The 24,522-nt window shown below is 66.8% G+C and carries 22 protein-coding genes; 9 read left to right on the top strand and 13 right to left on the bottom strand.

The window, feature by feature from the left end; translation table 11 throughout:
- The first annotated feature begins 5 nt into the window (after positions 1-5).
- Positions 6-983 (top strand): aldo/keto reductase, encoded by a 978-nt coding sequence (locus IAQ70_RS08450; RefSeq protein ID WP_190988863.1) that lies wholly within the window; start codon positions 6-8, stop codon positions 981-983.
- A 12-nt stretch (positions 984-995) separates the two neighbouring features.
- Complete coding sequence (locus tag IAQ70_RS08445; RefSeq protein ID WP_190988862.1) at positions 996-2,021, top strand: nucleoside hydrolase; 1,026 nt, start codon at positions 996-998, stop codon at positions 2,019-2,021.
- A gap of 8 nt (positions 2,022-2,029) precedes the next feature.
- Here the strand turns inward: IAQ70_RS08445 and IAQ70_RS08440 are convergent, their stop codons facing one another.
- Entirely contained in the window at positions 2,030-3,454 is a 1,425-nt protein-coding gene (locus tag IAQ70_RS08440) for a mycothione reductase (protein WP_190988861.1), read from the bottom strand.
- A 194-nt stretch (positions 3,455-3,648) separates the two neighbouring features.
- On the opposite strand from IAQ70_RS08440, the gene IAQ70_RS08435 reads away from it, so the two are divergent.
- Genes IAQ70_RS08435 through IAQ70_RS08425 form a run of 3 tightly spaced genes read left to right on the top strand, consistent with a single transcriptional unit; the run spans position 3,649 to position 6,837 of the window.
- Positions 3,649-4,521, top strand: a complete 873-nt coding sequence (locus IAQ70_RS08435; RefSeq protein ID WP_223859568.1) for an ECF transporter S component — start codon at positions 3,649-3,651, stop codon at positions 4,519-4,521.
- 10 nt (positions 4,522-4,531) lie between these two features.
- Positions 4,532-5,275, top strand: coding sequence for an energy-coupling factor transporter transmembrane component T (locus IAQ70_RS08430; RefSeq protein ID WP_190988860.1), 744 nt, complete (start codon positions 4,532-4,534; stop codon positions 5,273-5,275).
- Between the two features lie 2 nt (positions 5,276-5,277).
- Positions 5,278-6,837 carry an ABC transporter ATP-binding protein gene (locus IAQ70_RS08425; protein WP_190988859.1) on the top strand — a complete coding sequence of 520 codons (1,560 nt, stop codon included), beginning with the start codon at positions 5,278-5,280 and terminating at the stop codon, positions 6,835-6,837.
- Between the two features lie 89 nt (positions 6,838-6,926).
- Here IAQ70_RS08425 and IAQ70_RS08420 read toward each other — a convergent pair whose 3' ends face one another.
- The 4 genes from IAQ70_RS08420 to IAQ70_RS08405 form a co-directional block, all read right to left on the bottom strand.
- Positions 6,927-8,006, bottom strand: coding sequence for a tartrate dehydrogenase (locus IAQ70_RS08420; protein ID WP_190988858.1), 1,080 nt, complete (start codon positions 8,004-8,006; stop codon positions 6,927-6,929).
- 35 nt (positions 8,007-8,041) lie between these two features.
- A complete protein-coding gene (locus tag IAQ70_RS08415; RefSeq protein ID WP_190988857.1) occupies positions 8,042-8,989 on the bottom strand; it encodes a phosphoglycerate dehydrogenase in 948 nt (315 codons plus the stop codon).
- A gap of 119 nt (positions 8,990-9,108) precedes the next feature.
- Positions 9,109-10,482, bottom strand: a complete 1,374-nt coding sequence (locus IAQ70_RS08410; RefSeq protein ID WP_190988856.1) for a cation:dicarboxylate symporter family transporter — start codon at positions 10,480-10,482, stop codon at positions 9,109-9,111.
- A 93-nt stretch (positions 10,483-10,575) separates the two neighbouring features.
- Positions 10,576-11,742, bottom strand: coding sequence for a mandelate racemase/muconate lactonizing enzyme family protein (locus tag IAQ70_RS08405; RefSeq protein ID WP_190988855.1), 1,167 nt, complete (start codon positions 11,740-11,742; stop codon positions 10,576-10,578).
- Between the two features lie 224 nt (positions 11,743-11,966).
- On the opposite strand from IAQ70_RS08405, the gene IAQ70_RS08400 reads away from it, so the two are divergent.
- Positions 11,967-12,668, top strand: a complete 702-nt coding sequence (locus IAQ70_RS08400) for a GntR family transcriptional regulator (protein WP_190988854.1) — start codon at positions 11,967-11,969, stop codon at positions 12,666-12,668.
- Between the two features lie 90 nt (positions 12,669-12,758).
- Here IAQ70_RS08400 and IAQ70_RS08395 read toward each other — a convergent pair whose 3' ends face one another.
- A complete protein-coding gene (locus IAQ70_RS08395; protein WP_190988853.1) occupies positions 12,759-13,094 on the bottom strand; it encodes an ArsR/SmtB family transcription factor in 336 nt (111 codons plus the stop codon).
- Between the two features lie 186 nt (positions 13,095-13,280).
- Between IAQ70_RS08395 and IAQ70_RS08390 the strand changes: the two genes are divergently transcribed.
- The 3 genes from IAQ70_RS08390 to IAQ70_RS08385 are packed head-to-tail and all read left to right on the top strand — an operon-like array spanning position 13,281 to position 15,387.
- Positions 13,281-14,015 carry an NADPH-dependent F420 reductase gene (locus IAQ70_RS08390; RefSeq protein ID WP_190988852.1) on the top strand — a complete coding sequence of 245 codons (735 nt, stop codon included), beginning with the start codon at positions 13,281-13,283 and terminating at the stop codon, positions 14,013-14,015.
- Between the two features lie 35 nt (positions 14,016-14,050).
- Positions 14,051-14,251: a hypothetical protein gene (locus IAQ70_RS22680; protein ID WP_223859561.1), complete on the top strand. Its 201-nt coding sequence runs from the start codon at positions 14,051-14,053 to the stop codon at positions 14,249-14,251.
- The gene (locus IAQ70_RS08385) at positions 14,212-15,387 is read left to right on the top strand and encodes an NtaA/DmoA family FMN-dependent monooxygenase (RefSeq protein ID WP_223859542.1); all 1,176 of its coding nucleotides are present in this window, start codon (positions 14,212-14,214) and stop codon (positions 15,385-15,387) included. Before IAQ70_RS22680 ends, IAQ70_RS08385 begins: the two co-directional genes overlap by 40 nt.
- Positions 15,388-15,526: 139 nt before the next feature.
- Here IAQ70_RS08385 and IAQ70_RS08380 read toward each other — a convergent pair whose 3' ends face one another.
- From IAQ70_RS08380 to IAQ70_RS08350, 7 genes are all read right to left on the bottom strand, one after another.
- Positions 15,527-17,710, bottom strand: coding sequence for a 3-hydroxyacyl-CoA dehydrogenase NAD-binding domain-containing protein (locus tag IAQ70_RS08380; RefSeq protein WP_190988851.1), 2,184 nt, complete (start codon positions 17,708-17,710; stop codon positions 15,527-15,529).
- The gene (locus IAQ70_RS08375) at positions 17,707-19,014 is read right to left on the bottom strand and encodes a thiolase family protein (RefSeq protein WP_190988850.1); all 1,308 of its coding nucleotides are present in this window, start codon (positions 19,012-19,014) and stop codon (positions 17,707-17,709) included. Before IAQ70_RS08375 ends, IAQ70_RS08380 begins: the two co-directional genes overlap by 4 nt.
- A 120-nt stretch (positions 19,015-19,134) precedes the next feature.
- A complete protein-coding gene (locus tag IAQ70_RS08370) occupies positions 19,135-20,454 on the bottom strand; it encodes an HRDC domain-containing protein (RefSeq protein WP_190988849.1) in 1,320 nt (439 codons plus the stop codon).
- A 45-nt stretch (positions 20,455-20,499) separates the two neighbouring features.
- Positions 20,500-21,153, bottom strand: a complete 654-nt coding sequence (locus tag IAQ70_RS08365) for a DUF3000 domain-containing protein (protein WP_190988848.1) — start codon at positions 21,151-21,153, stop codon at positions 20,500-20,502.
- A gap of 57 nt (positions 21,154-21,210) precedes the next feature.
- Positions 21,211-22,326 carry a threonine aldolase family protein gene (locus IAQ70_RS08360; protein ID WP_190988990.1) on the bottom strand — a complete coding sequence of 372 codons (1,116 nt, stop codon included), beginning with the start codon at positions 22,324-22,326 and terminating at the stop codon, positions 21,211-21,213.
- Positions 22,327-22,342: 16 nt separating this feature from the next.
- On the bottom strand, positions 22,343-23,116 hold the full coding sequence (locus tag IAQ70_RS08355; protein WP_190988847.1) for an SDR family oxidoreductase: 774 nt from the start codon (positions 23,114-23,116) through the stop codon (positions 22,343-22,345).
- On the bottom strand, positions 23,113-24,480 hold the full coding sequence (locus tag IAQ70_RS08350; RefSeq protein ID WP_190988846.1) for a DUF6421 family protein: 1,368 nt from the start codon (positions 24,478-24,480) through the stop codon (positions 23,113-23,115). The genes IAQ70_RS08355 and IAQ70_RS08350 overlap by 4 nt, the downstream gene beginning before the upstream one ends.
- Between the last annotated feature and the right edge of the window lie 42 nt (positions 24,481-24,522).

The following is a 24,522-nucleotide window of genomic DNA, read 5'->3' as shown; positions in this document are numbered from 1 at the left end:
TCTCCATGACTGAATACCGTCGCCTGGGAAAGTCCGGGCTGTCCGTCTCCGTGGTGGGGCTCGGCTGCAACAACCTGGGCCGTGCCAACACGGTGACCGAGTCGCAGGCGGGGACTGACGCCGTCGTGCATGCAGCCCTCGACGCCGGCGTAACGCTTTTCGACGTCGCGGACAACTACGGCCGGGAGCCCGGACTCAGCGAAACGATGCTGGGAAAGGCCCTCGCCGGCCGGCGCGACGACGCCGTGGTGGCCACCAAGTTCGGCATGCATGTCCGGGGTGCCAACGGGAACGATTTTGGTGCCAGGGGATCCCGGCGCTACATTGTGCGGGCGGCGGAGGCGTCGCTGCGCCGGCTCGGCACCGACTGGATCGACCTGTACCAGTTCCATACCCCGGACCCGCTGACACCCATCGAGGAAACCCTGTCTGCCCTTGATGACCTCGTCACCAGCGGCAAGGTCCGCTACATCGGGCACTCAAACCGCGCCGGCTGGCAGATCGCCGAGGCGGAATTCGTTGCGCGCGCCGCCGGCGGGACGCGTTTTATCTCCACCCAGAACCACTACAACCTCCTGGACCGGCGGGCCGAACTGGAGGTCACTCCGGCGGCGGAAGCCTACGGCCTCGGCGTCCTGCCGTATTTCCCGTTGGCCAACGGGCTTCTCACCGGAAAGTATTCGCCGGACACGGCACCGGCAGGTTCCCGCCTCAGCCATACCCGGACACACATGGTGCACGACGCCGCCTGGGACCAGCTCCAGCGGTTCAGCGCGTTCGCTGCGGCACGCCAGCTGTCCGAGATCCAGGTGGCGTTCTCCTGGCTCGCGGCCCAGCCCGCGGTCAGCAGCGTGATCGCCGGGGCCACCAGGCCCGAACAGATCCTTCAGAACGCCGAGGCCGTCGCCTGGGTGCCCACACCGGCTGAGCTGGACGAACTCGACCGGATCTTCCCCAAGGTCCCCAAAGTCGCACTCTTTTAGGAGAAACGGCCGATGACCAGGCTCCTGCTGGACGTTGACACCGGGATCGACGACGCCCTGGCGCTGGCCTACCTGGCCTCGCTGCCCGACGTCGAGTTCGTGGCCGTCACGGCGTCGCCGGGGAATGTGGACGCGCACCAGGTGGCACGAAACACCCTCGCCATGCTGGAGCTGTGCGGACGCGAAGGGGTGCAGGTCGCCGTCGGCGCTGAAGGCCCGCTCGCCATCCCGCTGGTGACAACGCCGGAAACCCACGGACCGCAGGGCATCGGCCACGCCGTCCTCCCTCCGCCGATCGGGGCGGTGTCGGCGCGGCACGCCGCCGACCTGTGGGTTGAGGCGGCCCGGGCGAGCCCGGGGGAGCTGACGGCCCTGATCACGGCCCCGCTGACGAACTTCGCACTGGCCATCCGGCGGGAACCCCGGCTGCCCGAACTGCTGGGCAAGGTGGTGATCATGGGCGGCAGCTTCTACCACCAGGGCAACACCACCCCCACCGCTGAATGGAACACCCACGTGGATCCGCAGGCGGCCAAGGAAGTCTACGCGGCCTACCGCGGCGTGCCGGTGGAACGGCTGCCCATTGTCTGTTCACTGGACACCACTGAGCGGATCGAGCTGCGGCCCGAACATGTGTTGCGGCTTGCGGAGGCGGCCGGCTGCGCTGAGCGGGAACTGGTCCTGCCGAAGCAGCCCGAAGGAATCAGGAGCACCGCGGACAGCCCGCTGGTGCGGCACCTGTCGGACGCCCTGCGCTTCTACTTTGAGTTCCACCGGCTCTACGGGCAGGGCTACGTGGCGCACGTCCACGACTACTTCGCCGCCGGTGTGGCAGCCGGGACACTCGACTACGCAACCCGCCTGGCCACGGTGGACGTGGAGGTTGACTCGCCGCTGCTGGTGGGGACCACCGTGGCCGACTACCGGAACCTGTGGCAGCACCCGCCCAACGCCAGGATTGTGGCGGACAACAAACCTGAGCAGGCCTTCGGGGAATTGATTCGGTCCGTCGGGGCCCTCGCAGCACGGCTGCGCTGAACGTTAGCCTACAGCGGCGCGTTGTCAGGTAAGTCCACGTCCAGCGCCAGCAGGGCGTTTTCCACCACCTCGGTCAGGGCCGGGTGAATCCAGTACGGTCCCCGTGCGAGGGTGGACACAGGGGTGGACAGCACGATCGCCTGGACCAGGGGCTGGATCAGGATGGAGGCCTCGTGGCCGAGGATGTGCGCCCCGAGCAGCCGGCCGGTGGACTTCTCCGCGATCAGTTTGACGATTCCCTCGGCGTCCTCCATGGCCCAGCCATAGGCCGTGCTGCCGTATTCCTGGACGGCCACCACGATGTCCGTGCCGTCTACAGCCTCCTGCCGGGCTTCTTGCTCCGTCAGCCCGACGGCGGCCACCTGCGGATTGCTGAACACCGCAAACGGAACGCCCGTGTAGTCGATGCTCCGCGGCCCGTCCGGGTGTTCGAGGTTGTGGGCCACCACCCGCGCCTCCCGGTTGGCCACGTGCTTGAGCTGATAGCGGTTGGCAATGTCGCCCAACGCATAAACGCCCGCCAGCGGTTCACCGTTGGAAAGGATCCGCAGCTGCGCGTCGACGGACAAGGTTTTGTCATCGCTCAGGTCCAGGCCTGCCGCATCGACGTCCAGCCGGTCCGTGTTCGGAACCCGTCCGGTGGCCATGAGCACGATGTCCGTCTCGAGGCGCAACTGCTTGCCGTCGCCGTCGTCGAACACCGCTGTGACCCGGCCATCCCTGTTGTCCTCCACCGCCTGCAGCGAGAAGCCGAGCTCCAGCTTCCAGCGGCGGGCGGCAGCCTCGGCGAAGTGCCGCGAAATTTCCTCGTCATTGCCGCGGAGGAGCCGTTGGGAGCGGTTGACCTGGACCACCTCGGTCCCGAAGCCGTGGAAGATGGCGGCGAACTCCGCGGCGATGTAGCCGCCGCCCACCACCACAACGTGCCTGGGCGGGCCGTCGATGCGCATCACGGTGTCAGAGGTATGCACCTGGGGGAGGTCCATGCCGGGCACGTCCGGCACCACCGCCCGCGACCCGGCGGCCACCACGACCTGGTCGGCGCTGATGCTGGTCCCGGAGTCCGTCCGCAGCGACCGGGGCCCGGTGAAGCGCACGTGTTCCTGATACAGGTCCACGTTGTCCAGCTCCTCGGCCCGGTAGCGCCGGCCGTCCTCGGAAATGGCATCGATGCGGCCGAAAATCCGGTCACGGATGGCATTCCAGCGCACTTTGTCCAGCGTCAGATCCACGCCGAGACGCGACGCTTCGGCAGGAACGGCGGCCAGGGCCGCCGGGTAGACAAACATCTTCGTCGGGATGCACCCCACATTCACACACGTGCCGCCGAAGACGCCGCCGTCGATGAGGGCCACCCGCTTGCCGTCCCAGAACGGGGTGATCAGCGAGTTTCCCGACCCGGAACCGATGATGGCGAGATCGTAATGCGGCATGGTTCGGCCTTTCGGAAAGTCAGGATGGCAGGTGTCAGGGAGTCTACTATCCACCGCGTGCCCGGCTGCTTCCCGGTAGACTGGTACCGGACCCGGGCCGGCGCAGAAGCCCCCGGCTGCCGCCGAGGTGACATAGGCGGCGTTCCGCGCCGCCCGGCATTCCGGGCGTCAGAGCCTGCCCCCAAAGGAACGCCATGTCATCGCCATCCCTCACCCTGCCGCCGCAAAGCCCGGCCGCGGCCCGGAACCGCCGCCTGCTGGAAATCCTCGGAGCCCTGGCCATCGCAGGGACCTACATCTACCTGGTCCTCAACCAGCCCGCCGACATCACCGGCGGGCCAGGCAGCGCCGCGGCCTTGATCGCCCTCTCCGGGTTCCTCGTGGGTGCTGTCCTGCTGATCGTTGCCGTGCTCCCCACGCTGCCCGTCTCCACGCTGGTGCTGATTCCGGTTGCCCTGGTGCTGAACATCGTCCTGGGCCAGTTCGTGGGCAGTACGTTGGTACCCTTCTACCTTGATGCCATCGGCACCGTGCTGATTGCCGTCCTCGCCGGTCCGGCCGCCGGGGCGGCAACCGGTGCCCTCAGCAGCATCGTCTGGTCCTTCTTCAACCCCACCGTCCTGCCCTTCGCCGCGGGCGCGGCCCTCATCGGCTGCCTGGCCGGCCTCGCCGCCCGTCACGGCGTTTTCCGTCGCTTCTACCTCGTTCCCGTGGCCGGATTCCTGACGGGCATCATCGGGGGCGTGGTCTCGGCTCCCGTTGCCGCCTTCGTCTTCGGCGGCACGTCCGGCCTGGCAACCGGCGCCATCGTCAGCGCCTTCCGCTCCATGGGTGACAGCCTGCTGGCCGCCATCACCAAGCAGGCCCTGATTTCGGACCCGATGGACAAGGCCATTGTTTTCACCCTCGTGGCCCTTCTCGTGTATGCACTGCCGCGCCGCACCAGGCTGCAGTTCCCCTTCGTCCGGCGGCACCGGGTGCTGGCCGGACTGGACGTGCAGCCGGGACTGGACGTGCAGCCGGGACCGGACATGGAGGCGGGCAGGCCCACCGGCCAGGACTCCTGACCCACCACTGATGCGCCTCCACCCCCTGACGTCGCTGGCGGCTGCCGGCAGCACCGCGGTCATCACGACGGCGGCCGCCTGCTTTCCGCTGTCCGTCGCCGTCGGCGCGGGTGCCGTTGGATTGTCGTTCGTGGCCGGAGTTGCCCACCGGATGCTGCCGGCGGCGGCCGCCGTCCTGGTTCCCCTGGGGTTGTCCCTGCTGGTGCTGCATGGCCTGTTCTTTCCTGAGGGGGGCACCGTCCTGGCCCAGTGGGGCCCGGCGCGGGTGACGTCCGAAGGGCTGCAGTTCGCGGTGGAGCGCGTGGCGCAGCTTTCCGCCGCCGTGCTTGCCCTAATGCTGTTCTCCTTCAGTGTCAGCGTGCCTGACCTGGTGGCGGCGCTGTCATCGCGGGGCGTTACCGGGCGGTTCGGCTTCGTCCTCGCCTCGACCCTCACCCTGGTGCCGGCCATCAGCGTGCGGGTGCAGCGGATCCGCCAGGCGCAGGAATCCCGGGGCCTGCTGATCCGCCGGGGCTGGGCTCACCGCGTGATCGCCTTCCGGCTGCAGGCCGTCCCCCTGGTCCTGTCCCTGGTGGACGAGGCAGGGACACGTGCCCAGGCGCTGGAGGCCCGGGGGTTCAGCAGCCGTGGCCCCCGTACCAGCTACCGGGAGGTTCCCGATCCGCCATTCCAGCGTGGTGTGCGGCTGGTGCTGCTCCTGGCCGCCGTTGCGGCAATCGCCGCCCGGCTGGGATTTCCGACGGCGGGCGCGTAGGGATGCGCGACACGTCGGCTCCGGCGCTGGCCGCACACATAAGGCGCTTTACCTACCACGGTGATGCAGCCCCGGTGCTGGGCGGTATCAGCCTGTCCCTGGCCCCCGGAACCCTGACAGCAGTCCTCGGCGGCTCGGGCAGCGGCAAGTCAACCTTGGGACGGCTTCTGGCTGGCTGGCTTCGGCCCGGCCGCGGTGGGGTCATGGATGGATTTCTGGAACTGGCCGGTACCCGGCTCGAGTTCCGGGGAACGCCCGGGGACCCGCAGATCGACCCGACCGCCTGGTGCCGCCGTATTGGCTTTGTCCCGCAGGACGCGGCGGCATCGTTGTCAACTGTCCGCGCCACCGTGGCCGAGGAGCTGGCCTTTGGTCTCGAAAACCTGGGGACGGGCCGGGCGGACATGCTGGAAGCCGTCCGGCGGGTGGCGTCCCTGACCGGGCTGGACCAGCTCCTGGACCGTGACCCGGCCAGGATCTCGGGGGGTGAGCTCCGGCGCCTGGCCATCGGCTGTGCCATGATCAACGGCCCGGCCGTGCTGGTTCTCGACGAACCTTTCGCCTCCTTGGACGCCGACGGCTCAGCCGCCCTGACAGCCCTGGTGCGGAGCCTCGTGGCCGATGGCACCGCCGTCGTGGTTTTGACCCAGGAGGTGGACGCGCTGCTGCACGACGCCGACCACTGCATCCTGCTGAGCAACGGCGCGTCGGTTGTCGAGGGCACCGCCGCGCAACTTGCCGCGTCCGGGGAACTCGCTGCCGCCGGCGTGATGGGGGCGTGTACTGGCCGGGACGGGTCAGCACCGCGACAGCCGGCCCGGGCCGGTCAAGCCGGCATCCCTGAAGCTGGGATTGCGTCCGTGCCGGCGGGGCTTCCCGCGCTGGAGCTCCGCGATGTGCGCTTCGCCTACGAACGGCCGCCCGCGCGGAGGCGGTCCCGTCGGCCTGCTGCGGGCGCGGCGAACCCCGCCGTCCTGGACGGCGTGTGCCTGGCAATTCATCCCGGCGAGATCGTTGCTGTTACCGGGCCGAATGGAGCGGGAAAGTCCACGCTGCTGCGGCACCTGAACGGCCTGCTTCAGCCGCTGGCCGGCAGCGTCCGGATCAACGGGCAGGACATTGCCGGGCTGCTCCCTGGCAGGGTGGCCGCGGACGTCGGTCTGCTCTTCCAGAACCCCCGGGACCAGCTGTTCGAGCGGACAGCGGAACGGGAAGTCGGATTCGGGCTGGCCGGCGGCCGGGCAGCCACAGCGTCGGTTCGGCGTGCATTGGCCGCTGTGGGTCTCGCGGAAGCAGCGGGAACGCACCCCGCTGAGCTGCCTGCCTCCCGGCAGCGGCTCTTGGCACTGGCCACGGTCCTCGCCAGGCAGCCGCGCGTTATGGCCCTCGACGAGCCCACGGTCGGCCTCGACCGCCACGGCCTGGCCATGCTGGACACCGCGGTGCGGCAAGCTGCAGCGGCGGGCGCCGCCGTCGTGCTGGTCACGCATGACCTCGCCTACGCGCGGTCGGTGGCGCACCGTATGGTGCGTTTGGATGCCGGCCGCCTGCACAGGATCTGAGCCGGCACTACCCTCACCTTTGGAGTGGCGGAGCATAATTGGCTCTCCGTAGCCTGGCAGGCGCCTGCCCTGGTGGCCGGTTGATGCGTTTACGGTGCGTTGAGGGCCGACGCCACTGCCTTGCCCAGTTCTTCGGTGGTGGCGTTACCGCCCATGTCGGCTGTGAGGGCCCGAGACCCGTGGGCGAGCACGGTTTCCATGGCGGTGGTGATGGCGGCCGCGGCTTCGGGTTCCCCCAAGTGGTCGAGCATCATGGCGGCGCACCAGATCTGGCCGATGGGGTTGGCGATGCCCTTGCCGGCGATGTCCGGGGCGGAGCCGTGGACGGGTTCGAAGAGGCTGGGGAACTTGCGTTCGGGGTTGATGTTGCCGCTGGGGGCGATGCCGATGGTCCCGGTGCAGGCCGGCCCGAGGTCGGAGAGGATGTCGCCGAAGAGGTTGCTGGCGACGACAACGTCGAACCAGTCCGGGTGCATGACAAAGTTCGCCGCCAGGATATCGATGTGGAACTTGTCCACGTTAATCCCTGGGTAGGCCGCGGCCATGGCCTGTACCCGTTCGTCCCAGTAGGGCATGGTGATGGAGATGCCGTTGCTCTTTGTGGCGGAGGTCAAATGTTTCTTGGGCCGGCTCTGGGCCAGGTCGAAGGCGTACTTGAGAATCCGGTCCACGCCGGTGCGGGTCATGACGGTTTCCTGGACGACAGTTTCGCGGTCGGTGCCCTCGAAGATCTTCCCGCCGATGCTGGAGTATTCGCCTTCGGTGTTTTCGCGTACGACGTAGAAGTCGACATCGCCCGGGACCCGGCCGGTCAGGGGGCTGGGCACGCCGGGCAGGAGTTTGACCGGGCGGAGGCTGACGTACTGGTCGAAGTGGCGGCGGAACTGCAGCAGGCTGCCCCACAGCGAGACGTGGTCGGGGACGACATCGGGCCAGCCGACTGCGCCGAAGAAGATGGAATCGAACTGGTTCAGTTCATCGAACCAGCCGTCGGGCAGCATTTCCCCGTGCCGGGTGTAGTAGTCAGCCGAGGCGTAGTCGAAGTGTTCGTAGGTGAGGTTCAGGTCGAAGGCTGAGGCTGCAGCATCCAAAACGCGCAAGCCTTCGGGCACGACTTCGGTGCCGATTCCATCGCCGGGAATGACTGCGATGCGGTGGGGTTTCGACATCAGGATCCTTCTTCGTCATTGTCAGGTGTTTGGGGTTAGCGGTCCACAGGATGTGCCGGTTCGCGGTTTTCAAGGACGTCGATGACGGCGCTCGCGGCTGCCAGCCCTGCGCGCGTCCGTGCCTCGATCGTTTGTCCGGCGAGGTGGGAGGTGATGAGCACGTTGTCCAGTCCCCGAAGGGGGCTGTCGCCGGGCAGGGGTTCGCTCTCGAGCACGTCCAGCGCGGCGCCGGCGATGGTGCCGTCGGACAGTGCTTTGGCCAGGGCCTCTTCATCCACGAGTGAGCCGCGGGCCGTGTTGATGAGGACTGCGGTGGGTTTCATCGCTTGCAGCCGGGGCGCGTTAAGGAGTTTGCCGGCGCCGTGGCCTCCGCGGGTGTGCAGGGAGAGATAGTCAGCGTCGCGGATGACGGTGTCGGGATCGGTGAACTGGACCGCAGTGTTCTCGCGGTCGGGGTGGGCGGTGCTGACCAGGACGGTCATGCCGAGGGCGACGCCCAGGCTTGCGGTGGCGCGTCCGCTTGGGCCGAAGCCAATGATGCCCAGAGTGGAACCTCGTAGCTCATGGCCGGCTTCCCGGGGCCAGTCGCCCATGCGAACGGTGGTGGTGACCTCCAAGAGGCGGCGTGCGGCCATGATGATCAGCCCGATGGTCAGTTCCGCGACCGAGTGATGATTGGTTCCGGGAGCGTTGCATACCCTGATCCCTTGTGCGGCCGCGGCCTGGAGGTCAATGGAGTCATATCCCACGCCGCTGCGCGCGATGACTTGGAGGGAGCCAGCGCCGGTGAGCATGTCGGCGGTGACCGGTTCGCTGGCGAGGATCGCACCGGATATGCCCTCGAACAACGAGCGGCGTTCCTCTAGGGTCCGGGTCCCCCGGGATGGCGAGTAGACCGGTTCAAGACCGTGCTTCCGCAGGAGCTGGTCGACGTTATCTCCCGGGTGGAGGTAGTCGGTGGTGATCAGGATGCGGGGGGCCATGGTGAGGGTACGTTCCTATTCCGGTTGCTGGGATGCGCTGTCAATAGCGGCTGTAGCTTTACGGTTCACACCGGTTAGGGCCGCCGCGGTGTGCGCGGCAGCCCTGACCGGGTGCGGCGTTAGTGGACGTCGACCTTGTCCGCCTCCACGGCGGCCGGTGTCTTTGCTTCGATTTCGTTCCTTTTCTGGCCATGGGCGTGCAGGGCTTTGCGGGCCTGTTCGGGGTCGTAGTCCTTTTCCCACTTGCCGACGACGACGGCTGCCATCACGTTGCCCAGGACGTTGATGAAGACGCGGCCTTCGTTCAGGAGCCGGTCGATACCCACGATGAGGGCCAGAGCAGCGAGCGGGATGCCGCCGACGGAGCTCAGGGTGCTGGCCAGGACGATGAACGCGCCGCCGGCGATTCCGGCGGTGCCCTTGCTGGTGAGCATCATAACGCCGACCATGACGAGCTGCTGTTCCCAGGAGAGGTCCATGCCCACGGCCTGGGCCAGGAACACCGAGGCCATGGTCAGGTAGACGGCGGATCCGTCGAGGTTGAAGGAGAATCCGGACGGGATCACGATGCCGACGGTGGATTTGCCGACGCCCATGGCTTCGAGCTTCTTGATCAGCTGCGGGAGGACCGCTTCGCTGGAGCAGGTACTCAGGGCGATCAGCAGTTCTGCCTTGAAGTAGCGCATCACCGTGAAGATGTTCAGTCCGCAGGTACGGGCGATAATGCCCAGGACCACGAGGACGTAGAGGATGCAGGTTGCAGTGAACAGCAGAACGAGGTAGCCGAGCTGCTGCAGGCTCTGGGTGCCGTAGTTGGCCACCACGGCCGCCAGCGCACCGAACGTGCCGATGGGGGCAAGGCGCATGACCCAGGTGACGATCTTGAAGATCACCGTCGACAGGGCCTGGATGCCCTTGGTAAGGAAGGCGCCGGCTTCGCCGGAGACGTTCATGGCGGCGCCGAACACAATGGAGACCATCAGCGCGGCGATGATGGTGTGGCCTGTCAGGGCGCCGAACAATGATTCCGGAATGATGTTGCTGACGAACTCGAGGCCATCGAAGCCCTTGTTAGCTGCCGCAGGAACCTTACTGGAATCCAACTGTGACGGATCGATGTTCATGCCTTCGCCGGGGCGGAACACGTTGGCGACGACCAGGCCGATCAGCATCGACACCAGTGACAGGGCGATGAAGTAGCCCAGTGCCTTCACTCCGATCCGGCCGGCTTTGCGCAGGCTGTCCATCGAGGCAATGCCGAGAGACACGACGCAGAACACCACAGGGATGACGATCATCTTCACCAGGGCGATGAACCAGTCGCTGAGTGGGGTGAGCTGTTTACCGACGGACGGAAGAAGCAGCCCGACGGCGATGCCCAGGACGGCGCCCAGGACAACTTGGAACCAGAGTTCGCGGATCAGCCGGCCGAACCGGGACCGCTGCTTGGGCGGTGCGTAACGTTGCGGGTTCTGCATGGTGTGGGACGACATCTTGGGTGCTCCTTTGCACGACAGACAGAGAAAAATGGGGAGGTGCGGTCCCGGGCAGTGATGCTGCCCGGGACCGTGGCACTACCAGAATGGTTAGTTGTGCAGTGCGCGCAGGACTTTGTAGAACTCGGCCTTGCCTTCGAGCCCGATGCCCGGCAGGTCGCCCGGGGCCACACGGCTGTTGACGATGACAGCATCGTCAGTGAAGCCGCCGGTGGGCTGGAACTCGCCCGGGTAGGATTCGTTGCCGCCGAGTTTGAGGGCTGCTGCGATGTGCAGGGAGAACTGGTGTCCGCCGTGCGGGATGCAGCGGCGTGAGGACCAGCCGTGCTGGGCGAGCATGTCCTGGATCCGGCGGTATTCGGTCAGGCCGTAGCTCAGAGCCGGGTCGACCTGGATGAAGTCGCGGTCCGGGCGCATCCCGCCGTAGCGGATCAGGTTTCGTGCGTCCTGGAGGGAGAACAGGTTCTCTCCGGTGGCGATCGGGTTTTTGTAGTGCTCGGAGAGGGTGGCGTTCAGGGCGTAGTCCAGCGGGTCACCGACTTCCTCGTACCAGAACAGGCCGTACTGGTCGATGGCTTTGCCGTATTCCAGCGCGGTCTCCAGGTCGAACTTGCCGTTGACGTCCACCATCAGGCGGGAAGCATCGCCGTCGAGGACCTCGATCACGGCTTCGATGCGTCGGAGGTCTTCGGCCAGGTCGGCGCCGCCGATCTTCATTTTGACCACGTTGTAGCCCTTGGCGAGGAAGCCGCGCATTTCGTTCTGCAGGTCTTCGAGGCTCTTGCCCGGGGCGTAGTAGCCGCCTGCGGCGTAGACGAAGACGTCCTTGTCCGGGTTTCCGTCACCGTAGTGGTCTGAGATCCACCGGTAGAGCGGGACGCCGGCGATCTTGGCGGCGAGGTCGTGCAGTGCCATGTCGGCGACGCCTACCGCGACCGAGCGTTCGCCGTGCCCACCGGGCTTTTCGTTGGACATCATCAGGTCCCATGCCTTCTCCGGCGAGAGCTGGCCGTCCTCATCGAGGAGGTCCTCGGACGGGGCGTCCATGATGCGCGGAAGGATGCGGTCTTTCAGGATGCCCGTGGCGTTGTAGCGGCCGTTGGAGTTGAAGCCATAGCCCACCAGAGGCTTGCCGTCGACGAAGACATCGGAGACGAGCGCGATGATCGTGCAGTCCATTTTGGTGAAGTCGATGAAGGCGTTGCGGATAGACGAGCTGATGGGAATGGTGCCGACGTGGGCGGAAACGATTTTCATCTTTGAATCTCTCCTGAGTTGGATATCTTATTTCTTATAGGATCCAGGATCCATACGAACCCTTAGGTGGAAGGACTAACCAGTCATCCGAGCGAATATCTTATAAGACCTGCGATCAAGGTTAGCTGGGAGTGATGGGCCGCACAAGTCTTTTGATCGAATTTCTTATAAGATGTGTCAATGGCACGGTTGCCCGACATTCACAAAGAGATTCGGAGCGTCAGATGAGCACCACGAACGTCTTTTCCAGTAAGGGCAGTCTGGCGTACAGCGAACTCCGCCAGCTGATCCTCTCCGGTGGCCTGGCCCCGGGCTCGCGCATCTCCCAGTACGAGCTGGCCGACAACATGCAGATGAGCATCACCCCGCTGCGTGAAGCCATCCGCCGGCTCTCAAGCGAGGGACTGATCATCATGGACACCCACCGGGATTCCAGGGTGGCCACCATGAGCGCCTCCGAAGCACAGGAACTCCTTGAGGTCCGACTCTCACTCGAACCATCGGCAACAGAACTGGCAGCCTCCCGCCGGACTGACGCTGATATCGCAGCAATGCGCGCAGCAGCCGGGAGGCTCCTGCCTGTCACACGTGTCTGGGGCGAGGATGCGATCACGGTGCACCGGGAATTCCACCGGGCCGTCTACGCCGCCTCGCACAACGACGTCATGATCAAGCTTCTGGATGACCTGTGGGACAAGTCTGACCGCTACCGCCGCATCGGCCTCGAGCTCCCCTCCGGGGATGAGCCCCGAACGATCGACCTGAACCAGCATCACCAGATACTCGAGCTCGTCATTGCCGGGGACGGTGCCCGTGCGGCCGAACTCGCCCGCACCCACATCGCCAACAGCCTCACGGCCTCGGTCACCGGAGCTCTGGAGGAACGGGAGAATGTCCAGCCAGTATCCCTGGAGGAAACCGCCTAGTATCCACCGACCACTTCGAACGCCAGGAACCGGCCGCTGCCGCCGGCCATAGATCGCCTAAGGGCCGCTCCGGCGAGCCCAGCCCGGCAGCTAGGACGATTTTGAGCCGTGGGCTGATTCGTCGAGGACGAGTGCCAGGAGTCCGGGGAACCGTCGATCGAGTTCTTCTTGGCGGAGCCAGTTGCGGTGCCTGTTTCCGTGCGCCTCCTGCTTGATGAGGCCTGACTCGCGCAGAATGCGCCAGTGGCGCGTGAGGGCGGACTTGGAGACGCCGTAGTCCGCGTTGCTGCAGGCCCGGCCCGGTTCTTCCGCGAGCTGCACGACGATCGCCCTGCGCACCGGGTCGGTCAGGGCTGACATCACGTCGAAGAGATCGAACTCGTCCTCCGCAGGGATGGTGAGCGGGTTTGCCAAGCGACTAGCCATGGTTACTATCCTAATCCGCGACGCCTAAAGATGTACCGGCTTGCGCGTACATGATTTACAGTAGATGTACGGGAAATTGCGTACATCAATCATGCTGGTTGGTGCACAAAACAGCAAGCCCCCTGAACCCTTATCCCAGAGCGCAACCCACGGGGCTGTGCTCCACACGAACGAAGAGGAACCCCCATGAAAGTTTCTGTCATCGGCGCCGGAGCAATCGGCGGCAACATCGCCCGTCGACTCAGTGCAGCCGGGCACGAGGTGCTCATTGCAGGTGCGCGCGGGCCCGAGAGCGTCAGCGCTGAGGTGTCCGATGCGGGTGCGCAGCCGGTTGAGCTTGCCCGCGCGACCAAGGACAGGGACGTCATCATCTTGTCGGTTCCGTTCGGCGTCCAGCCCGAGCTCAAGGACCTGATCGCGACCGTGCCGGAGAACACGGTGGTCGTGGACACGTCAAACTACTACCCCGGAATGAACGGGCACATCGAGGCCGTCATTGACGGGCAGGTCGAGAGCATGTGGAGCCAGGAGCAGCTGGGACGCCCGGTCGTGAAGGCCTGGAACGCTGCCTTGGCTGAGACGCAGCGGAGCATGGGGAAGCTGGCCGGCAGCCCCGACCGGATCGCGATCCCGGTCGCGGGTGACTCAGCAGGGGCTCGCGCAACCGTGATGCAGCTCGTGGACGATAGCGGTTTCGACGCGTACGACGCCGGCCCCCTTGCCGAGTCGTGGCGCCAGCAGCCCGGAACTCCGGCCTACTGCACTGAGCTGGGCCTCAAGGATCTCGGTCAGGCTCTCGCCGCCGCCGAAAAGGACAAAGCGCCGCGCACCCGCGACCGGCTGATGGAGCACTTCGGCTCCCTAAAGGAGATGCCCTCACGCGAGGAAACCGTCGCGATCAATCGCGCCGCCCACCACTGAACCGGCCTGCCTACTCGCAGAAGAAAGAGGAAGATATGACAACCGGGAAACAGATGATCCTGGGCATGCACCTCGGCAACGGGTATGGGTCGCAGGGCTCGGCCTGGCGGGCCCCGGGGGTGGACCCCGCGAACTACACCAGCTTCGACGCGCAGGTTCGTTACGCACAGGCCGCCGAGCGGGTAAGTTCGCGTTCTTGTTCCTGCCTGATTTCCTGGGCGAGCAGGCGGACCTGACCCGCGAATCGCTCATGATCACCCTCGAGCCCATGATGACGCTGGCGGCCATCGCCCGAGAGACCGAGCGGATCGGGCTTGTGGCCACCGGCTCCACGACCTTCAACGAGCCCTTCAACATCGCGCGCCAGTTCAAAGCTCTCGACGTGATGAGCCGCGGTCGCGTCGGCTGGAACGCTGTGACTACCAGCGACCCTGCGGCTGCCGCGAACTACGGTCGGACGATTGCGCCCAGGCCGGAGCGTTACCAGCGCGCCCACGAGACTATCCAGATCACGCAGGCGCTGTGGGGGAGTTGGCAGCGGGACGCCTGGGTGAAGGACACCGCTACCGGCCGGTTCGCTGACCCGGCCAAGATCCAGCCCATCAACCTGCAAGGGGAGTACGTCGCTTCCCGCGGACCGCTGCCCATCCCACCCTCCGAGCAGGGCCAGCCGGTCATCTTCTCCGCCGGCGGCGGATCAAACGGTGCAGAACTCGCCGGCCGGTACGCCAGCGGGGTTATCGGCGCGGTGTTCACCATTGCGGACGCACGCAGCCAGCGCGAGGCTATCCGCGAAGCGGCGCGCCGGGCAGGACGTAACCCCGACGAGGTGAAATTCTTCGCTGGAGTGATGCCGGCCATCGCCGCAACCAAGCGAGCAGCTCTGGACCGCCGCGTCGCGCTGGGCGAAAAGATCTTCCCGGCCCGTGTCCCGTACTTGGGTTCCATGCTGGGTCTCGACCTGAAGGTCGATCAACTGGACCAGCCACTGACCCCCTCCCAGCTGGCCGCAGCCCATGCCAGCCCGTTCGATCCCCGCTCCGCGCATGCCCTGGAAGTCGCCCGTGAAGGGTGGACGGTCCGCGACATCCTCGCGCACGGCGTCATCGACTACCACCCCACCCCCGTCGGACCTCCCTCCGTCACCGCGGACCACATGCAGGAATGGTTCGAAGCCGGTGCCTGCGACGGGTTCTGGGTCTCCATCGACATCAACGAAGACGGCATCGACACCTTCGTCGACGAGGTCGTCCCCCTATTACAGGGACGCGGACTCTTCCACGACGACTACGAAGGCACAACCCTCCGCGACCACCTCGGCGCGCCCGCGCAGTACGGGCTCGACCCCCGGATAGCTGTGTCGGGAGAGTGACATGACAGCTCGGAGCAAGCGATAACGCAGTTCCCGATCCGCTTCTCTGCTTCCGAGGGCAGTCCCGAGCGCCCCACTCAATAGCAACTTATGAAGGCCGGTTGTCCCACGAGGACACCATGCAGCAACAGTGTCACTATCAGGCGTGGATGGGGGACGCTGATGGGGCGGTGCCGGACGCGACGCCCGGGGCGTGGAACCGCTTCCCGTTCACCCGCTCCGAGGCGCCGACCCGGTCGAGGTATGGCGTGATGCCGCCCAGGAACATGGGCCAGCCTGCGCCGAGGATCATGCACAGGTCGATGTCCTCGGGGCCGGCCACCACATCCTCGGCCAGCATCAGGCCGATTTCCCCGGCCAGCGCATCCTGTACCCGGTGCAGGACTTCAGCTCCGGTGGACGGGGACGTGCCGAAGGACATCAGCGAGAGCGTGGATGCGGGTATTTCCTGGCTGCCGTCAGCAGCCGGAGCCCAGAGCGACTTCACACCGTTGTCGATCAGCTTCTGCAGGTTGGCGGACACCGCAAAGCGGCCGCCGAACGCGGCGTGCAGGGACTCCTGGACGTGCTGCGCCACCGGCAGGCCCACCATGGCGCCCAGCGTGAAGGGGGTCATCGGCAGGCCCATGGGGCGGAGGGCATTGTCCGCAACGTCGGCGGGGGTGCCTTCATCAAACGCGGCCGTCACCTCGCCCATGAGCCGCAGCAGGACCCTGTTGACCACGAACGCGGGCGCATCCTTGACCAGGACGGCCGTCTTCTTCAGGCCCCGGGCCACCTCAAACGCCGTGGCCAGCACGGCGTCGTCGGTCCTGGGTGCACGCACGATTTCGAGCAGCGGCATCACCGCCACCGGGTTGAAGAAGTGGAAGCCCACCAGCCGTTCGGGGTGCTGAAGGTCCTCGGCCATGGCGGTGACGGACAGCGATGAGGTGTTGGTGGCGAAGATGCACTCCGCTGAGACGATGGCTTCCACTTCGGCGAAGACCTGTTTCTTGACGTTCAGCTCCTCAAAGACGGCTTCAATGACGAAGTCGGCGTCGGCGAAGGCTTCCTTGGAGACCGAGCCGGAGACCAGGGCCTTGGTGCGGTTAGCCGCGTCCTGGCTGATCCGCTTCTTGCCCAGGAGCTTGTCCACCTCAGCGTGGACGTAACCCACGCCCTTGTCCACGCGGGCCTGGTCGATGTCCGTCAGCACCACGGGGACCTTGAGCTGGCGCGCGAACAGCAGGGCGAGCTGGCCTGCCATCAGTCCCGCGCCCACTACGCCGACCTTGGTGACCGGCCGGGCGAGCTTCCGGTCGGGTGCGCCCGCAGGCCGCTTGGACCGCTTCTGGACCAGGTCCAGGAAGGCGTAGACCGTGGAGCGGAATTCATCGCTCTGCATCAGCCCGGCCAGGGTCTCGCACTCGAGTGCAGCGGAATCGGCCTGGCTCATGGTGCGGTTGGCCTCGAGGATGTCCAGGACCTTGGCCGGTGCCGGGGACGCGTTGGACGTCTTGGCCTCCACCAGCGCACGCCCCGCCTTGACCGCTGCTGACCAGCGCGCGGCGACGGCGGGGTCTGCGGGATCGACGGCGTTGGCCCGCCCGGGAGACACCTCACCGGTGATGACCTTTGCGGCCCAGAGGAGGGACTGCTCCAGGAAGTCGGCCGGTTCGAACAGGGCGTCGGCGATGCCGAGTTCGAAGGCCTGCGGCCCGCTGAGGGTGCGGTTGTTGCTGAGCGGGTTCTCGATCATGACCTTGACCGCGTTCTCCGGACCGATCAGGCGGGGCAGGATGTAGACGCCGCCCCAGCCCGGGACCAGTCCGAGGAAGGCTTCAGGCAGCGCCAGGGCGCCGGCTCCCGTGGATACGGTGCGGTAGGTGGACTGCAGGGCGATCTCCAGGCCGCCGCCCAGGGCCACGCCGTTGATGAAGGCGAAGCTGGGTACGCCGAGGTTGGCGAGCGTGGCGTAAACGTCGTGGCCGAGCTGGGCCATCCACAGGCCGTGTTCGCGGTTCGCCAAGGACTTGACGGCGGACAGGTCCGCGCCGGCGACGAGGAAGTAGGGCTTGCCGGTGACGCCGACGCCGACGATCTCACCGCGGGCGGCACGCTCCTTCAGCCCCTCCAGTACCGTGCCCAGCTCAACCAGGGTGTTCGGGCCCAGGGTGGTGGGCTTGGAGTGGTCCAAACCGTTGTCCAGGGTGATCAGCGCAAAGACTCCAGGGCTTGGCTGGCCCGGTGCCGCCTGCAGTTCGACGTCCTGGACGTAGGAGTGCGTCACAGTTTCATCGGGAAAGAGTTCGGCAAGCTTGGTGAAATCTGCGGCGCTCATGCGGCAGCTCCTTCGGTGGGTGCTGCGGCGGCTGTTTCGGCGGCTGCCGCGCTGGAGGCGGCACCGCTGTAGTGGGCATGGTGCGGGTTTTCCCAGATGACGGTGGCCCCCATGCCCAGGCCGATGCACATGGTGGTGATGCCGTAGCGGACGGACGGGTCTTCCCCGAACTGCCGGGCGAGCTGGTTCATCAGCCGGACGCCTGACGACGCGAGGGGGTGCCCAACCGCGATGGCGCCGCCGTAACGATTTACCCGGGGATCGTCGTCGGAAATTCCAAAGTGGTCCAGGAAACTCAGGACCTGCACGGCGAAGGCTTCATTGATCTCGAAAAGCCCGATGTCCTCAATACTGAGGCCCGCATTCTTCAATGCCTTCTCGGTGGCGGGAACGGGGCCGATGCCCATGACCTCCGGCTCGACGCCCGCATAGGCGTAGCTGACAAGGCGCATTTTGACTGGCAGGCCCAGCTCCGCGGCGGCCTCGGAGGATGCCAGGACCGCGGCAGTGGCGCCGTCGTTCAGGCCGGCCGCGTTGCCTGCCGTCACGCGGCCATGGGCGCGGAAGGGAGTCCGCAGGGCGGCGAGGTCCTCCAGCGTGGTGCCCGGCCGCGGCGGCTCGTCAACGCTGTTCAGCGTCCAGCCCTGGCCCTGCTTCAGGGACGCCACGGGGACGAGGTCAGGTTGGATCTGCCCGCGGGCGTAAGCCGCCGCCAGCTTGTCCTGGGAGGCGACAGCGTAGGCGTCGGTCCGTTCCTTGGTGATGGCGGGGAAGCGGTCATGCAGGTTTTCGGCCGTGTTGCCCATATTCAGTGCGGCCGGATCGACCAGCCGCTCGGACATGAAGCGCGGGTTCGGGTCGGCGCCGGAGCCCATCGGGTGGTTGCCCATGTGCTCCACACCCCCGGCAATCACGACGTCGTAGGCGCCGAAGCCGATGCCGCTCGCCGTCGTGGTGACTGCGGTCATTGCCCCGGCGCACATCCTGTCGATGGCGAAGCCGGGAACAGTGCGGGGGAGCCCGGCCAGGAGGGCGGCCGTGCGCCCGAGGGTGAGGCCCTGGTCTCCGGTCTGGGTGGTGGCGGCTACGGCTACTTCGTCGATCCGCGCCGGGGGCAGGGCGGGGTTGCGGCGCAGCAGTTCGCGGATGCACTTCACCATCAGGTCATCGGCGCGGGTGCCGGCGTAGATGCCTTTCTCGCCGGCCTTACCGAAGGGGGTGCGGACGCCGTCAACAAAAACGACGTCGCGGACAGCGCGTGGGGATCCGCTGCTGTGTTCTCCGCTGTGGCGGGCTTGGCTCACGTTTACTCCTCATCGAGACATTGGCGCCGTCCGAGGCTAACAGGCGGCGCTCGGCCGGACGGCAGTCGTCCCTATGTTACTCACGAGTAACATAGTCTGCAAGGGGTCCGGTGAGGGGTGTTACTTGCTCTCCTTGGGTTCCTTGTCCGGCAGCGGCTGCGGGTTGAGGAAGGCGTCCGTGATCAGCGGCGCGACCAGGCCGATCTGCCACTCGCGTGCACCCAGGGAGCTGAGTTCGGCGGCCACCGTTTCTTCGTTGAGGTCCGACGGCGGCCGCCAGGCAAGGCGACGCAGGTAGTCCGGCGTCAGCAGGTTTTCCATCGGCAGGTTCAGTTCGTCGGCCTTGGCCTGCAGGTGCGGGCGGGCCGTGGACAGGCGCTGGGCGGCCTCGGGATCGCGGTCAGCCCAGACACGCGGCGGGGGAGGGGCGTTGGTGGGCAGGTGCAGGGGCGGAAGTTCCTCGAGCTCCCTGGCGGCCGCGATGCACCGGAGCCACCTGGGCGCCTCGCGCTGCGCCGCCCGCCCGTGGAACCCCTTGGTGCCCAGGAGCTGGGGCACGGTGGAGGGCAGGGCCTTGGCCGCGGAGACCAGGGCGGAATCGGGAAGGAGCCGGCCCGGCGCGACGTCGCGCTTCTGCGCCAGCGAGTCCCGCTCGAGCCACATCTCACGGACTGCGGCCAGCTGGCGGCGGTCGCGGATCTGGTGCAGGCCCGAGGTCTTGCGCCAGGGGTCGATCCTGGGCGGGGCCACGCCGGCGGCGAGGATCGCGGCAAATTCCTGCTCCGCGTATTCCAGCTTGCCGTCGGCCAGCAGCAGTTCGATGAGTTCTTCGCGCAGCTCCGTCAGGACTTCCACATCCAGGGCGGCATAGCGCAGCCAGGGTTCCGGCAGCGGCCGGGTGGACCAGTCCGCGGCAGAATGTTCCTTTGCCAGGCCAAAACCCAGCAGCTGTTCGATGACGGCGGCCAGGCCCACGCGCGGCAGACCCGCCAGCCGTGCGGCCAGCTCCGTGTCGAAGAGTTTGTCCGGCCACATGCCAAGCTCCAGCAGGCAGGGCAGGTCCTGGCTGGCGGCATGGAGGATCCATTCCACGCCTTTGAGGGCATCGTTGATGATGGCGAGGTCATCGAACGGTTCGGGGTCGATCAGCCAGGTGCCGGAGCCTTCGCGGCGGATCTGGACCAGGAAGGCGCGCTGGCCGTAGCGGAATCCTGAGGCGCGCTCGGCATCGACTCCTGCGGGTCCGGTTCCGGCGGCGATGGCGGCCGCGCACCGCTCCAGCCCGGACTGCGTTTCAATGACCAGCGGCACGCCGTCGCGGGGTGCATCGAGGTCAATGACGACGGGGACCTGGCTGTCGAAGCCTTCCACGGTGATATGGGAAGTGGTGTCATCAGCCGGGGCGCCGGCTGTGGTGTTATCCGGAATGTGAGGGGTCATGATTCCTTCAGTTTACCGATCCCTGTTCAATGACAATGACCGGCCCTAGTTCCGGCGGCGGTTCGGAAGGGCGGAGACACCGTCGGGCAGAGGGGGAAGGCCGGCGAACGTGCACACCATGTCGGACCACGCCTCCAGGTGCGCGGTGACATCCGATGAGGCCGGAGTCCAGGAGGCGCGCAGCTCGATGTCGATCGACCCGGGCCGGTCCGAAAGCGTCCCGAAGCTCTCCGACAGGACGCGGGTGGCAGTCCCGCCGGCGGCCCGGTAAGGGGCCTTGTGGTTCTCCAGGGCTTCAACAAGCCACGTCCAGGCCACGGTGCCGAGCATCTCGTCATTGCCCATTTCGGGCTCGAGCTGGGCCCGGATGTAGGTGACGATGCGGAATTCGCCGTCCCAGACCTCGGATCCGTCGGGGTCGTGCAGCAGGATGAACCGGCCGGTGGCCAGCTCGGTGTCGTCCTCGGCCACGCTGCCGGAGGCTGCGGCCAGGGCCATGGCTGCGGGGCCGTGGACGGGGGTGGTGCCGCTGCCGGGACCGGACGCCATGACCTCGGCACCGAGTGCCACGGCGAACGGGGCCAGCCGCGCCGGCGCCGGAATTTCGGCCAGGCGCAGTTCACTGCGGCATTGGGCCTTCCTGAGGGTTCCCAAGGCGTGGAGAAATTCCGGGGGAACCTGGGCGAGTGCGTTCACCATCGCAGATTACGCAACTGCGCCGGGCACACACCGCAGGCTCGCCGTCGGCCGGTCATGCTACCTGGCCGCCCTGCCTTCATGGTGGGCCGCAAGCTCCTGGCGGATCGCGGCCGCGAACGCGTCGATGTCCTCTTCGCTGGTGTCGAAGGAACACATCCAGCGGACCTCCCGGGCGGCTTCGTCCCAGTCATAGAAACGGAAGGATTCCCGCAGCCGGCCGGCCACCCCGGCCGGCAGGACCGCGAACACACCATTGGATTCCGTGTTCTGGGTGGGCTCCACGCCGTCGATCGTTTCCACCGCCGCCCTGAGGCGGGCGGCCATGGCGTTGGCGTGCGCGGCGGAACGGAGCCACAGATCGCCCTCGAGGAGCGCAATGAACTGGGCCGAGAGGAAGCGCATTTTCGAGGCGAGCTGCATGTTCATCTTGCGGAGGAACACCAGGCCGTGGGCGGCTTCAGGGTTCAGGGCAACCACCACTTCGCCGTACAGCAGCCCGTTCTTGGTGCCGCCGAAGGAGAGGATGTCCACGCCGGCGTCGCGCGTGAACGCCCGCAGCGGCACGCCAAGGTGGGCGGCCGCGTTAGCCAGCCGCGCCCCGTCCATGTGGAGCTTCATGCCCTTGGAGTGGGCGTGGTCGGCGATGGCACGGACCTCGTCCGGGGTATAGCACGTGCCCAGCTCGGTGGTCTGGGTGATGGAGACCGCCAGCGGCTGCGCGCGGTGCTCATCGCCGAAGCCCCACGCCTCGCGGTCGATCAGCTCCGGGGTCAGCTTGCCGTCGGGCGTGGGGACGTGCAGCAGCTTGATCCCGCCGATGCGTTCCGGGGCGCCGTTCTCATCCATGTTGATGTGGGCCGTCGACGCGCACACCACAGCGCCCCAGCGCGGAAGCAGCGACTGGAGGGACAAAACATTGGCTCCGGTGCCGTTGAAGACCGGGAAGCATTCTATGCCCGGGCCGAAGTGCTCTTCCATCAGTTCCTGCAGCCGGGCCGTGTAGTCGTCCTCGCCGTAGGACACCTGGTGGCCTTCGTTGGCTGCCGCGAGTGCCGCCAGGACCTCCGGGTGGACGCCCGAGTAGTTGTCCGACGCGAAGCCGCGGATGGACGGATCATGCAGCCGCGCGGTGGGGTGGTGGGTCCGGGTGGCGGCAGGTGCCGTGGTTGTCATTGCTTTGCTCACGTTCTCAGTCTAGGGAGGTCAGGTCCAGGGCGGCGAGGTCCTGGAAGCCAGGCCCAGGAGCCAGCCGCAGCTGCCGGCCGTTCAGCTCGGTTGCCGGGCGGCCGAACAGTCCGACGACGGCGGCCGCCAGGTCGTCGACATCGGTGGCACCTGGGAAGCTCCGTTCCGGGTGCTCCTGCCGGAGTCCGGCGTCCACCAGCGCCTTGACGACGAGCACGACGGCGGCGCTGCGCAGTTCTGTGCCTGCGCCGGCGGCCCCGCGGGCCAGCCCGTCGGCCACGGCCAGGGTCCAGGCCTCCGCGGCGGCCTTGGCCGCCACGTAACTGGCGGCCGCCGCCGTCGGATTCTCCACCGCGGTGGAGGAGACGATGGCAAACCTTCCCCGGCTGGAGGCGGCGACGTCGTCGTAGAAAACCCGGGACACGTTCCGGAGCGTGGTGATGGCGCCGCGCTCGAGGAAGTCCCAGTCGGCGTCGCTCTGGTCCGTGATGCCTTTGGCGCCGCGCCAGCCGCCAACCAGGTGGATGACGGCATCGATCGGTCCGGCCGTTTCGGCCAGCGCCTCCCGGAGGGCACGGACAGCGGCCAAATCAGCAAGGTCGCACACCAGGGGAGTGACGCCGTCGCCCGCTTTTGCTGCCGCGGCGTCGATCCGCGCTTTGTCTGAACCCACGGTGAAGACCCGGAACCCGGCCTGCCGCAGCGCTTTGGCCACGGCGATCCCGGAGGGTCCGCTGCCGCCGGTGACCAGGACATTCAAGTGGCTGTGTTCGTTCATAGGGCGGAGGCTCCTGTGATGCCTGCGGTGGATTCGATGACCGGGCGCATTTTCTTCTCCAATGCCTCGTAGAACATGGACAGCGGGAATTCGTCATCCAGCACCTGGTCCGTGAGGCCGCGCGGCGGGCCGGACACCGGAAGTGCGTCGGCGCCCTTGGCCCAGAGTGATGCCGGGCTGGGCGTGAGTGTGCTGGAAACCAGTTGGTAGGCGGCCAGCCAATGTGCCGTTTTGGGCCGGTCGATGGAGCGCCAGTACAGGTCGTCGATGGCCGCCCCCAGCGCGATCACTGCGTCCGGCACCTGGTCCCAGTCGATGCGGAGCCGGGTGTCAGTCCAGTGCAGGACGTGGTGCTGGTGCAGCCAGGCAAAGAGCAGCTGGCCGCCGAGGCCGTCATAGTTGCGCACCCGGCTGCCGGTGATCGCAAAGCGGAAGATCCGGTCGAAGATGATGGCGTACTGCACCAGTTTTGCGTGCCGGCGCGCTTCCGGCCGGGCATCGTCGTCCTTTTCAATCCGGACGGACTCCCGGAAAGCGGTGAGGTCGCAGCGGAGTTCTTCCAGCGAATACAGGAAATAGGGCATGCGCTGCTTGATCATGAACGGGTCAAAGGGCAGGTCCCCGCGCATGTGGGTGCGGTCATGAATCAGGTCCCACATCACAAACGTGGCCTCAGCCAGCTCCTGGTCCGCCAGGAGTTCGGCGGCACCCGCGGGAAGATCCAGGGAGGTGATGTCCGCCGCCGCACGCAGGACGCGGCGGAAGCGGGCAGCTTCGCGGTCCGCGAAAATAGCGCCCCAGGTGAAGGCGGGCGTTTCCCGGACGGCAACGGTTTCCGGGAAGAGTACGGCCGAATTGGTGTTGTAGCCGCGGGTGAAGTCCAGGAACCTGATGGGTACAAAAAGCTTGTTGGAAAATGCTCCGGCTTCCAGTTCGGCCACGAAGTCGGGCCAGATGACCTCCACCAGGACGGCCTCCACCAGCCTGCTGCTGCTTCCGTTCTGCGTGTACATGGGGAAGATGACAAGGTGCGCCAGCCCGTCCTGGCGCTGCAGCTGCGGCTGGAAAGCCAGCAGCGAGGACAGGAAGTCCGGCACGCCGAAACCGGTCTGCGCCCAAGCCTCGAAATCGGCGACGACGGCGTCCAGGTAGGCGGCGTCGTGCCGGAAGAGCGGTGCCAGTTCCCTGACGGCCCCGGTGATGGCGGCAACTTCCAGGGCGGCAGCGGCATGGTGGCCCGGCTCAGGCACTGAACCGTCCTGGATCTGCAGTGCTTGCAGGGATTCGGCGGCGGTCCTGACCCTCAGCCAGGCGGGATTCCCGGCGGTGATCCTGGTGGGGCCGGCGGTGATGGTGACGGTCATTGACGACAGCCTTTCGCATTGCTTGGGTATCTACGGCGAGCG

It is taken from the genome of Pseudarthrobacter sulfonivorans, assembly GCF_014712225.1.
Classification (GTDB): Bacteria; Actinomycetota; Actinomycetes; order Actinomycetales; family Micrococcaceae; genus Arthrobacter; species Arthrobacter sulfonivorans.
This window is presented reverse-complemented; position numbering and strand designations above follow the sequence as displayed.